This is a genomic window from Pseudomonas corrugata (genome assembly GCF_001269905.1).
GTDB lineage: Bacteria > Pseudomonadota > Gammaproteobacteria > Pseudomonadales > Pseudomonadaceae > Aquipseudomonas > Aquipseudomonas corrugata.
The window spans coordinates 483,622-495,473 of record NZ_LHVK01000008.1; the positions used below are offsets into that span (position 1 = coordinate 483,622).

The 11,852-nt window shown below is 58.2% G+C and carries 9 protein-coding genes and 4 tRNA genes; 10 read left to right on the plus strand and 3 right to left on the minus strand.

The annotated features are described in order from the left end of the window. The first annotated feature begins 83 nt into the window (after window positions 1–83). The 7 genes from ltaE (at window position 84) to AD665_RS13425 (ending at window position 6,046) form a co-directional block, all read left to right on the plus strand. Window positions 84–1,088, plus strand: a complete 1,005-nt coding sequence (gene ltaE, locus AD665_RS13395; RefSeq protein WP_053192403.1) for a low-specificity L-threonine aldolase — start codon at window positions 84–86, stop codon at window positions 1,086–1,088. A 145-nt stretch (window positions 1,089–1,233) separates the two neighbouring features. Further along, complete coding sequence (gene alaS, locus AD665_RS13400; protein WP_053192405.1) at window positions 1,234–3,855, plus strand: alanine--tRNA ligase; 2,622 nt, start codon at window positions 1,234–1,236, stop codon at window positions 3,853–3,855. An 87-nt stretch (window positions 3,856–3,942) separates the two neighbouring features. Next, entirely contained in the window at window positions 3,943–5,184 is a 1,242-nt protein-coding gene (locus tag AD665_RS13405; RefSeq protein WP_024776530.1) for an aspartate kinase, read from the plus strand. A 186-nt stretch (window positions 5,185–5,370) separates the two neighbouring features. Further along, window positions 5,371–5,559: a carbon storage regulator CsrA gene (gene csrA / locus AD665_RS13410; RefSeq protein ID WP_003178872.1), complete on the plus strand. Its 189-nt coding sequence runs from the start codon at window positions 5,371–5,373 to the stop codon at window positions 5,557–5,559. 62 nt (window positions 5,560–5,621) lie between these two features. Then, window positions 5,622–5,712 (plus strand) — tRNA-Ser (locus AD665_RS13415). Window positions 5,713–5,820: 108 nt separating this feature from the next. Continuing rightward, window positions 5,821–5,897: transfer RNA gene (locus AD665_RS13420), tRNA-Arg, on the plus strand. Window positions 5,898–5,969: 72 nt separating this feature from the next. Further along, window positions 5,970–6,046, plus strand: a tRNA-Arg gene (locus AD665_RS13425). A 19-nt stretch (window positions 6,047–6,065) separates the two neighbouring features. Here the strand turns inward: AD665_RS13425 and AD665_RS13430 are convergent. Continuing rightward, window positions 6,066–6,590, minus strand: a complete 525-nt coding sequence (locus tag AD665_RS13430) for a hypothetical protein (protein ID WP_053192406.1) — start codon at window positions 6,588–6,590, stop codon at window positions 6,066–6,068. 457 nt (window positions 6,591–7,047) lie between these two features. Here AD665_RS13430 and mgtE point away from each other — a divergent pair, with 457 nt between their 5' ends. Then, a complete protein-coding gene (gene mgtE / locus AD665_RS13435; RefSeq protein WP_024779783.1) occupies window positions 7,048–8,490 on the plus strand; it encodes a magnesium transporter in 1,443 nt (480 codons plus the stop codon). A 308-nt stretch (window positions 8,491–8,798) separates the two neighbouring features. On the opposite strand, the gene AD665_RS13440 is transcribed toward mgtE, so the two are convergent. Then, window positions 8,799–9,125, minus strand: a complete 327-nt coding sequence (locus AD665_RS13440) for an Arc family DNA-binding protein (RefSeq protein WP_003178899.1) — start codon at window positions 9,123–9,125, stop codon at window positions 8,799–8,801. Window positions 9,126–9,654: 529 nt separating this feature from the next. Between AD665_RS13440 and AD665_RS13445 the strand changes: the two genes are divergently transcribed. Then, window positions 9,655–9,731: transfer RNA gene (locus AD665_RS13445), tRNA-Arg, on the plus strand. Between the two features lie 167 nt (window positions 9,732–9,898). On the opposite strand, the gene gstA is transcribed toward AD665_RS13445, so the two are convergent. Further along, entirely contained in the window at window positions 9,899–10,510 is a 612-nt protein-coding gene (gene gstA / locus AD665_RS13450; RefSeq protein ID WP_024779782.1) for a glutathione transferase GstA, read from the minus strand. A 127-nt stretch (window positions 10,511–10,637) separates the two neighbouring features. Between gstA and AD665_RS13455 the strand changes: the two genes are divergently transcribed. Next, window positions 10,638–11,564 (plus strand): transcriptional regulator GcvA, encoded by a 927-nt coding sequence (locus AD665_RS13455; protein ID WP_024779781.1) that lies wholly within the window; start codon window positions 10,638–10,640, stop codon window positions 11,562–11,564. Window positions 11,565–11,852 lie beyond the last annotated feature (288 nt).

Sequence of the window (11,852 nt, forward strand, 5' to 3'; positions counted from 1 at the left end):
CAGTCTTGATTATTCATCGCCGTGACCGCAGTAATTGCCATTCGAAAGGGAATTCCCCTACACCCACACCCGAGGCCAGATTCATGAGCGTTATAGACCTTCGCAGCGATACGGTCACTCAACCTTCCGCCACCATGCTGGATGCCATGGCCGGCGCGCCGACAGGCGACGATGTGTATGGCGAGGACCCGACTGTCAATCGCCTCGAAGCTGAACTCGCCGGGCGCCTGGGGTTCGCGGCGGGGCTGTTCGTGCCCAGTGGCACCATGAGCAACCTGCTGGGATTGATGGCTCACTGCGAGCGTGGCGATGAGTACATCGTCGGGCAGCAGGCCCACACCTACAAATACGAAGGTGGCGGCGCGGCGGTGCTCGGTTCGATCCAGCCCCAGCCGCTTGAGGTGCAGCCTGACGGCTCCCTGGACATGGCGCATGTCGCAGCGGCGATCAAGCCGGACGATTTCCATTTTGCCCGCACCCGTTTGCTGGCGCTGGAAAACACCATGCAGGGCAAGGTGCTGCCGCTGGAGTATCTGGCCCAGGCCCGGCGTTTCACCCGGGAACACGGTCTGGCACTGCACCTGGATGGCGCGCGGTTGTATAACGCAGCGGTCAAGCTCAACGTCGACGCGCGGGAGATCACGCAGCATTTCGATTCGGTGTCGGTGTGCCTGTCCAAAGGCTTGGGCGCGCCGGTCGGTTCGGTCCTGTGCGGCAGCGTCGGGTTGATCGACAAAGCGCGCCGGCTGCGCAAGATGGTCGGTGGCGGCATGCGCCAGGCCGGAATCCTGGCGGCAGCGGGGCTGTATGCCCTCGAACATCAGGTCCAGCGCCTGGCCGATGACCACGCCAATGCCCGGCGACTTGCCGAAGGTCTGCAGGCGGCGGGTTATGAGGTCGAGCCGGTGCAGACCAACATGGTCTATGTGCAGATGGGTGAACGGGCCGAGGCAATCAAGGCGTTTGCCGCTGAGCGTGGCATCAAGCTGGTTGCTGCACCGCGCCTGCGGATGGTGACCCACCTGGACGTCAGTGCCGCGCAAATCGACCGGGTGATCGCCACTTTCGTCGAATTTTCCGGCAACTGATCGCCCAAGCAGCCCAATTGACAGTTTCTATCGCATAACACGCTGTACCCCAAGCGCAGGGCCGATATAATGCGGCCCTTTGCCGTTGCTTCGTCTGTTGACGTTTTGCACAGGCCTTTGGCCGCAGCCTCCGTGGAAGAACCTAATGAAAAGCGCAGAAATCCGTGAAGCCTTCCTTCGCTTCTTCGAAGAGCAAGGTCACACCCGAGTAGCCTCCAGCTCTTTGATCCCGGGCAATGATCCGACCCTGCTGTTCACCAACGCGGGGATGAACCAGTTCAAGGACTGCTTCCTCGGCCAGGAGAAACGTGCCTACACCCGTGCGGTGAGCAGCCAGAAATGCGTGCGTGCCGGCGGCAAGCACAACGACCTGGAAAATGTCGGTTATACAGCTCGTCACCACACGTTCTTCGAAATGCTGGGTAACTTCAGCTTCGGCGACTATTTCAAGCGCGACGCCATCACCTTCGCCTGGACCTTCCTGACCTCCGACAAGTGGCTGAATCTGCCCAAGGAGAAACTCTGGGTAACGGTCTACGCCACCGATGACGAAGCCTATGACATCTGGACCAAAGAGGTCGGTGTCCCGGCCGAGCGCATGGTGCGCATCGGCGACAACAAAGGCGCGCCTTACGCCTCCGACAACTTCTGGACCATGGGCGACACTGGCCCGTGCGGCCCTTGCACCGAGATCTTCTACGATCACGGCGCCGACATCTGGGGCGGCCCACCCGGCTCGCCGGAAGAGGACGGCGACCGTTACATCGAGATCTGGAACAACGTTTTCATGCAATTCAACCGCACCGCCGACGGCGTGTTGCATCCGCTGCCGGCGCCGTCGGTCGATACCGGCATGGGCCTGGAGCGGATCAGTGCGGTGCTGCAGCACGTTCACTCCAACTACGAAATCGACCTGTTCCAGAGTCTGCTGGACGCCTCGGCCAAGGCCATCGGTTGCACCAATGACAACCAGGCTTCGCTGAAAGTGGTGGCCGACCATATCCGTTCCTGCGGCTTCCTGATTGCCGACGGTGTGCTGCCGTCCAATGAAGGCCGTGGCTACGTGCTACGCCGGATCATTCGTCGTGCCTGCCGTCACGGCAACAAGCTGGGCGCCAAGGGCAGCTTCTTCTATCAGATCGTCGCGGCCCTGGCGGCCGAGATGGGCGACGCCTTCCCGGAACTGAAAGCCCAGCAGGCGCATATCGAGCGCGTGCTCAAGGCCGAAGAAGAGCAATTCGCCAAGACCCTGGAACAGGGTCTGAAGATCCTCGAGCAGGACCTGGCCGAACTCAAGGGCAACGTGGTACCGGGTGACGTGGTGTTCAAGCTGTACGACACCTACGGTTTTCCGATGGACCTGACCGGCGACATCGCCCGCGAACGCAACCTGACCCTCGACGAAGAAGGGTTCGAGCGTGAGATGGAAGCCCAGCGGGTGCGTGCGCGCTCCGCCAGCGCCTTCGGCATGGACTACAACAGCCTGGTCAAGGTTGACGTGGCCACCGAGTTCACCGGTTATGCCGGCACCACCGGCTCGGCAAAGATCGTGGCTATCTATAAGGACGGTCAATCGGTCGACATCCTGAGCGAAGGCCAGGAAGGCGTGATTGTGCTCGACACGACCCCTTTCTACGCCGAGTCCGGCGGTCAGATCGGCGACAGCGGTTACCTGCAGGCTGGCAGCTCGCGCTTCGACGTGCGCGACACCACCAAGACCGGCGGTGCGTTCCTGCACCACGGCGTGCTGGCTTCGGGCAGCCTGATGATTGCCGCCCCGGTGTCCGCCCATGTCGACGCCGAAGTGCGTCACGCCACTTCGCTGAACCATTCCGCCACGCACTTGCTGCATGCGGCGTTACGCCAGGTGTTGGGCGAGCATGTCCAGCAGAAGGGGTCGTTGGTGGATAGCCAGCGCCTGCGCTTTGACTTCAGCCACTTCGAAGCCATCAAGCCGGAGCAGCTCAAGGCACTGGAAGACATCGTCAACGCCGAGATCCGCAAGAACTCCCCGGTGGAGACCGAAGAAACCGACATCGACACCGCCAAGAAGAAAGGCGCGATGGCGTTGTTCGGTGAGAAGTACGGCGACAGTGTGCGCGTGCTGAGCATGGGGGACTTCTCTGTGGAACTGTGCGGTGGCATCCACGCCAACCGGACCGGTGACATCGGCCTGCTGAAGATCATCAGTGAAGGTGGTGTGGCCTCCGGCGTGCGCCGTATCGAAGCGGTCACCGGTGCCGCGGCACTGGCGTACCTCAATGCTGCCGAAGAACAACTCAAGGAAGCGGCGAGCCTGATCAAGGGCAGCCGTGACAACCTGATCGACAAGCTGTCGGCAGTGCTGGAGCGCAACCGTCTGCTGGAGAAGCAGCTCGAGCAGTTGCAGGCCAAGGCTGCCAGTGCCGCAGGCGACGATCTGTCGGCCCAGGCCGTGGACGTCAAGGGTGTGAAAGTGCTGGCCGTGCGTCTGGACGGTCAGGACGGCAAGGCCCTGCTGGGGCTGGTCGATCAACTGAAAAACAAACTCGGCCGCGCAGTGATCCTGCTCGGCAGTGTCCATGAGGAAAAGGTCGTTCTCGTCGCAGGCGTGACCAAGGACCTGACCGGCCAACTCAAAGCCGGTGATTTGATGAAGCAGGCCGCTGCGGCAGTGGGCGGCAAGGGCGGTGGTCGTCCGGACATGGCGCAAGGCGGCGGTACCGACGCTGGCGCACTGGATGCGGCACTGGCCCAGACCGTTGCATTTGTAGAGCAGGGTATTTAAGGCGGTGCTTCGGGCTCGCGGTCCAGTCGCGGGCCCGACCGCCGTAGTAACTATTGGGCGCCCTTCATGGGCAGAGGCGGCTTTGAAATGGCTTTGATCGTACAGAAATTTGGAGGCACCTCGGTCGGCACTGTCGAGAGAATCGAACAAGTCGCCGACAAGGTTAAGAAATTCCGTGATGCGGGCGATGACCTGGTGGTTGTGCTGTCGGCAATGAGCGGCGAAACCAACCGTCTGATCGATCTGGCCAAGCAAATCAGCGGCGAGCAGCAGCCGGTTCCTCGTGAACTGGACGTGATCGTTTCCACCGGCGAGCAGGTGACTATCGCCTTGCTGGCCATGGCGCTGATGAAGCGTGGCGTGCCGGCGGTGTCCTACACCGGCAACCAGGTGCGTATCCTGACGGACAGCGCGCACAACAAGGCGCGTATCCTGCAGATCGACGATCAGAAGATTCGCGCTGACCTGAAGGCCGGCCGCGTCGTGGTGGTCGCCGGTTTCCAGGGGGTGGACGAGCACGGCAACATCACCACCCTCGGTCGTGGCGGCTCCGACACCACTGGTGTTGCGCTGGCGGCAGCTCTCAAGGCTGACGAATGCCAGATCTACACCGATGTGGATGGTGTCTACACCACCGATCCGCGAGTGGTTCCCATGGCTCAGCGCCTGGACAAGATCACTTTCGAAGAGATGCTGGAAATGGCCAGTCTCGGCTCGAAGGTGTTGCAGATCCGGGCGGTCGAATTTGCTGGCAAGTACAACGTTCCGCTGCGCGTCCTGCACAGCTTCAAAGAGGGTCCGGGCACCCTCATTACTATTGATGAAGAGGAATCCATGGAACAGCCGATCATTTCCGGCATCGCTTTCAACCGCGATGAAGCCAAGCTGACCATCCGTGGCGTGCCAGACACCCCCGGCGTGGCCTTCAAGATTCTCGGCCCGATCAGTGCCGCGAACATCGAAGTCGACATGATCGTGCAGAACGTCGCGCACGATAACACCACCGACTTCACTTTCACCGTGCATCGCAACGACTACCAGGCCGCCGAAGCCGTGCTGAACAAGACCGCAGCCGAAATCGGTGCCCGGGAGGTGGTGGGGGACACCAAGATCGCCAAGGTTTCGATCGTCGGCGTCGGCATGCGCTCCCACGCAGGCGTGGCCAGCCGTATGTTCGAGTCCCTGGCCAAGGAAAGCATCAACATCCAGATGATCTCGACATCGGAAATCAAGGTTTCCGTGGTGATCGAAGAGAAATACCTGGAACTGGCCGTGCGTGCCCTGCACACGGCTTTCGAACTCGACGCAGCCGCCCGGCAGGGCGAGTAAGGCGTTGTCCCGAGGGCGCGGTGTTACCGCGCCCTTTGTTTTTTTGAATGGCGCGTCTCAAAACTGTTCTTTTGCTCGCGCTGGTCAATACTGAGGCCTGTAGGCTGCGACCGTTGCGGTTGCAGGTCCGACGTCCTTGTTTTGCAGACTTGTAGTCCCTGAACTGAATTGCGTGAGGAGAAAGGTATGCTGATTCTGACTCGTCGGTGCGCAGAGAGCCTGATTATTGGCGATGGCGAAATCACCGTGACCGTGCTCGGCGTCAAAGGAAACCAAGTGCGTATTGGCGTCAACGCCCCGAAAGAGGTCGCGGTGCACCGGGAGGAAATTTACCTGCGTATCAAGAAAGAGAAGGACGACGAACCAAGCCATTAATTTTTATCGATTTTTATGTTTGCAAACGGGGATGAAGGTGGTTAATATACGCCCCGTGTTGCGGAGAGCTGGCCGAGTGGCCGAAGGCGCTCCCCTGCTAAGGGAGTACACCTCAAAAGGGTGTCGGGGGTTCGAATCCCCCGTTCTCCGCCATTATTCATGTAGTGCGTTGTAATCTGGCTTGTTCTGTAAGTTGTTGAAATTACTAGAAAAAAGCGCTTTACAAAAAGATTCGACGACCTATAATGCGCGGCAACACATGCACTCGTAGCTCAGCTGGATAGAGTACTCGGCTACGAACCGAGCGGTCACAGGTTCGAATCCTGTCGAGTGCACCATTTAAGAGTCATTTGCAGCAATGCAAATAACTTGGCTTCAACCAGTTGTGATCTGGTATAAAACCACAACCTGCACTCGTAGCTCAGCTGGATAGAGTACTCGGCTACGAACCGAGCGGTCACAGGTTCGAATCCTGTCGAGTGCACCATATATCAAAAAGCCCGCGTTTAACGCGGGCTTTTTGTTGTCTGCGATTTGCCTTTCACACAGCCTTTCTCATCGAACACGACCTCTGCGCTGCGACCGTTCTTCGCTTTGTAGGTGTAGCGGGTGCTCGCATTCCGAATCCTGATGGAGTCGGGTTTGCCGAGAGCGCTTTCCACGTCTTGCTGGTTCATGCCGGTGACGATGCGCCTGTCCATGACTGCACTACGACGCTCCCCGGGGCTCAGCAGGTTCCCGCAGCGCTCTTCGAGCTGGCCAACGACCGTCGGTTCCCTGCGCTTGGTTTTGTTGCTGGATGTTTGCCGGTGCTCAGCTTCGGGCAGCATCGATTCGCGGGTTGGCTCGGTTGAGCCTGGGCTGTACGGATGGATTCGTTGCAATGACAGGTCCTCCCCCGGCCCGCAGCTCAAGGTGGTAAAGGTGACATGCCCTGCGCTGTTTTCGCAGCGATGAACGGTGTGTTCGGCGGCCAGCGAAGGCAGGCAGCACAGGGTGACGAGCAGAAAAATATAGCGATTGAGCGGCATTCGAGCGCCTTCCTTGCGGATGAAAAGGTGGGGGTTGATGCATTCATTACCTGTGGGAGCAAAGCTTGCTCGCGACAGCGGCAGCTCAACCGATTCGCTGTCTGTTGACTGGCTGCAATCGCGAGCAAGCTTTGCTCCCACGGCTCGTGATCGGCTGACTGACCTCAGGGTAGCCGCTCCATTTTTGCCGGGTGGTGTGTTTTCTTTTCAGGATAAAACGTCGTAAATCCACAGGTTCAGCCTGTGTTCAGGTTTGTCTCGCAAGCGCTTGTTCTTGCCATGATTTTTTAACGTTTTAAAACGCCAAGCGGTGTATGATTGCGCCCGTCAGCCCCGCCGGGGCTTTGGAATACTTCCATGGACTTACCCAGTAGTTACTCAAAGCAACGTTTCACCAATCATGAACTGACTGATTGATCCTTCCGGCGTGCCCCACTGCTGGGAGTGGAGTTCGCCTATGACCGAAATAGAAGTAAAGAAAACGCAGGAAAGCCTTCAGGACCGTCTCGCGCAAGTCGTCGAGTTGCTGCATCGCCAGCGGGTCGTGGAGGACCTGACGCATCGCCAGGAAGGCCCGCATCATGACCGGGTCGAGAACCTGGTCCACCGGCAGAACCTCGTTGAGCTGCAGCGCAAGCTCGATGACCTGCACTCCGCCGACGTTGCCTACATCCTTGAAGCCTTGCCACTGGAAGAGCGTCTGACGGTCTGGCAGTTGGTCAAGGCTGATCGCGACGGTGACATCCTGCTCGAAGTGTCCGACTCGGTTCGTGAAACCCTGATCGCTGACATGGATGATCACGAGTTGTTGGCGGCAGCCAAGGAAATGGACGCCGACGAACTCGCCGACCTTGCGCCCGAACTGCCACGGGACGTTGTTCACGAACTGATGGAAACCCTCGATGGCCAGCAGCGTGAGCGCGTGCGCTCGGCGTTGTCCTATGACGAGGAGCAGGTCGGTGCGCTGATGGACTTCGAGATGGTGACGATCCGTGAGGATGTCAGCCTTGAAGTGGTATTGCGCTACCTGCGTCGTCTCAAGGAGCTTCCAGGGCATACCGACAAGCTTTTTGTGGTCGATTACGACGGTGTGCTCAAGGGTGTGTTGCCGATCAAGCGATTGCTGGTCAACGATCCGGAAAAGCAGGTTGCCGAGGTCATGGCCAGCGATCCGGTGAGTTTTCATCCGGACGAAGACGCCTATGATGCGGCCCAAGCGTTCGAGCGTTATGACTTGATTTCCGCCCCGGTGGTCGACAAGAACGGCAAGCTGATCGGCCGTCTGACCATCGATGAAATGGTCGACCTGATTCGTGAGGAAAGTGAAAGCGAAGTCCTCAACATGGCCGGTCTGCGCGAAGAGGAAGATATCTTCGCCTCGGTCTGGAAATCCCTGCGTAACCGTTGGGCCTGGCTGGCGATCAATCTGATCACGGCGTTTGTCGCCTCCCGGGTCATCGGTTTGTTCGAAGGTTCCATTGAGCGGTTGGTGGCGCTTGCGGCGCTGATGCCTATCGTTGCCGGTATTGGCGGCAACTCCGGCAACCAGACCATCACCATGATCGTTCGTGCCATGGCGCTCGACCAGGTCAGCACTGGCAATACCTCGCGATTGATGCGCAAGGAGTTGGCGGTGGCCCTGATCAACGGCGTGCTGTGGGGCGGTGTGATCGGTGTGGTGGCGTACCTGCTCTATGGCAGTTGGTCATTGGGAGTGGTCATGACGGCCGCGATGACCCTCAACTTGCTGTTGGCGGCATTGATGGGCGTCTTGATCCCTATGACCCTCGCCCGGTTGGGGCGTGACCCGGCCATGGGTGCGAGTGTGATGATTACCGCCATGACCGACAGCGGCGGGTTCTTTATCTTCCTGGGGCTGGCGACCATCTTCCTGCTCTGAGTCGCTGGTCAAAAAAACCGCTTATCTGGTGTAACGCTGTCCACTTAAGGCTTGCCCAGCTCATTGTGGCGAGGGGATTTATCCCCGTTGGGGCGCGCAGCGGCCCTAAAATCAGACTACTCGGTGCATCAGGCAGAGCGAGTCGACTGCTTTGGGGCTACTGCGCAGCCCAGCGGGGATAAATCCCCTCGCCACAACGGCATTACGCTTGTCTGGCGGTTTTTTACGGGGCTCGAAAATACAAGTCGAGCTCAAATCCCAGGCAAAAAAAAGCCAGCGCAAGGCTGGCTTTGGGTATTGCAGTGCGATCAGGACGCGTCTGCGGCCATTTCTGCATCGTGGGCAATCAGCGAAACGAGGGCGTTCTGCTGGCGGTGGGAGAGTTGTCGGAAGCGTTGAAGCAGTTCGCGCTCATGCAGTGACAGCTCAGGGCTGTCCAGGCGCATGCTCAATTCTTCACCCAGCGCGCCTTCCTGGATCAGGCTTTGCTCAAGGCGCGCGATGATTTCAGAGTTCATGCTGCGATGATGATTGCGAGCCACCTCGGCAATGCGTTCCCGCATTCCGTCTGGCAGACGTACGACGAATTTGTCAGCCGTACGGCTGGAATAAATTGCCTGTTTCAATGGGCGCATATATTTAACCGGTTAGTTCAGGGGAGCGGTTCTCGGGATTGGCCGCAGGATGTCGAATAGGACAAGCGTCGTGGCCAAATGTTCAACCTGAATTGTTAAGAGGCCCGCATCATGCCTCAAAATTGCCAGATCATTGGCGCCAATTCTGTGACAAATATTGATCCGCGTAAAGGCGTTCTGCCATTACCCTTCATCAAAAAATGCGGACTGGTTTGAAAAATTACCAGGTCTGCACGTTGTGACCACTGCATCGTGTCTATGTGCCATACCGTCTGGCGGATAACCGAAACGGCCGCAAAGACCGGTGCCGTCCTTGTATTGTATAGGATAGTGGCAATTTGCCGATTTACTAGCAGGGGCAATTGAGGGCGGATGAGTGGCGTCCCGTTTATCTGTGTCATCGTACTGAGGGGCTGTGAGCTCTAGCATTTGCCTACACTTAAAAAGCCTACGGACGACATGACAAACGCCAGGCTGGCCGTTAACATGCACGCCGTCCATCGCACCGCGTTTCTCGTGGTCGACCTGTGTCTCAGTAGCTCAATTGGATAGAGCATCCCCCTCCTAAGGGGAAGGTTGGCAGTTCGAACCTGCCCTGGGACACCATATGATCAAAGGTTGGCGCATTTCTCGAACCGTTCGTCCATAGCGGTACAGTGCCAATCCGACTCCCCAAGAAAGAAATCAGCCCTGTGCGCCATATGAGATGCGTGCAGGGTTTTTCGGTGGAAGTGAGGCAGAAGCCCGCATCGACCGGCTTCTACCGTCCATGATTAAACCGGTAGCGTGGCCTCTTCTGCGGCAATCGCGGCCTGCACGCTTGGACGCGCTTCGACGCGATTCATGAATGACGCCAGTTCCATCCAGTTCCTGATATCGATATCGAAGAAAGGGAGCCACTTGAGCACGGTGAACAGGTACGCATCGGCCACGCCGAAGTCGCCCAGCAGGTAGTGTTTGTTCGCCAGGCTTTTATTCAGGTAGTCCAGGCGCTTGAATAGCTTCTGCCGGAAAATCTCCTGGGTGGGTTCAGGAATGTCGGCATTGAACAAAGGTGCGCTGCCACCATGGATTTCCGAGGTGATGAAGTTCAGCAGCTCCTGCAGGCGAGTCCGTTCCCAAGTGCCGTTGGCCGGCGCCAGGGAATTGCCCGGAACCTGATCTGCCAAGTACTGGACGATGGCCGGACCTTCGGTCAGCACCTGGCCGTTGTCCAGCACCAGTGCCGCGACGTAACCCTTTGGATTGATATCGCGGAAGTCACGACCGTCGGCGGTGGCTTTGGTCTTGTTGTCGACTCGGATCAATTCGAAAGGCAGGCCCAGTTCACGCAGCACGATGTGCGGCGAAAGTGAGCAGGTCATGGGGGCAAAATACAGTTTCATGGGTAGCTCCTGTTCAGCGGATAACGTAAGCGCGGATAGGGCCAGAATCCGTGACTGCTGAAACATTTCGCAAAGGACTTCTTCGAAGCTACCCTATGACAAAATCTCATGAGCACTATGCAACCTTATGGTCGCCAGAATTCCTTCTCTCAATGGATTGAAAGCGTTTGAATCTGCTGCCCGCCATATGAGTTTTACCAAGGCCGCCGAAGAGCTCAATGTCACGCAGACGGCCATCAGTCATCAGATCCGCCGACTTGAAGATGAGCTCGGCGTTCGCCTGTTTCTGCGGCTCAAGGATGGTCTGGCGCTGACCACCGAAGGCCATGCCTATCTGCCGGGCATTCGCTCGGCATTTCATGAGCTGCGCTATTCCACCGAAATGTTGCTCGAGTCCACCAACAACAGCGTATTGACCATCAGCACGCTGGTTTCCCTGGCGTCCAAATGGCTGCTGCCGCGGCTGGCATCCTTCCAGGAAGCATTTCCCGATATTGACGTGCGGGTCACCGCGTCAACCGAATTGGTCGACTTCCGCAAGGGCGGCATCGACGCCGCGATCCGCTACGGTTTCGGCGACTGGAAAGGCTTGCGGGCAGACTGGCTCATGTCCGACGAGATCTTTCCTGTGTGCAGCCCCAAGCTGCTGACGGGGCCCAAGGCCTTGAAAAGCCCGGTCGATCTGGTCAATCACACGCTGCTGCAGGTCAGTGGCATGACCCGTAACGACTGGAACATGTGGTTAAGCGCGGCAGGGCAACCGAAGGAGCTTGCCGAAGGCGCACGGTTGACGTTCGATCTGGCGATGATGGCGGTGCAGGCTGCCATCGACGGATTGGGGGTGTGCATCGGTCGTTCTACCTACGTCGATGACGATCTGAAAGCCGCAAGGCTGGTGGCGCCGTTCAACCTCAAGTTGAAGTCCGATCTGGGCTTTTATCTGGTGACGCCGCTGGAAACAGCCAACTCGAAAAAAGTCGTGGCATTGCGAACCTGGTTGATCGATCTGGTGCGGAGCGCTGGGTCGACCTCGGCTTCCGACATATTCAAATGAGTTTCCTGTCCAGGACACTTGCCTCTGGGCAACAACTTTCCTATCTCTTCCCTACGATCCGCTTAACGGAAAGCCAACTTCAGCCGATAGCCTGATGAGCCCGGTTTTCTCCTGCACTTGTGTGTGCCGGAACGGTTTGCAATGTGCGTTGCGGCACAGCCAGGACAAGAGGTTCGGAAATCTCTTGCCCGTTAGTGGCTGGTGGCTATCATCTGCGCGCCCCGGGTTGCAGGACGGCATTTTCGTTGTTTGCCATTGGGTGCACCTTTTTACTTGCCTGGACATCCT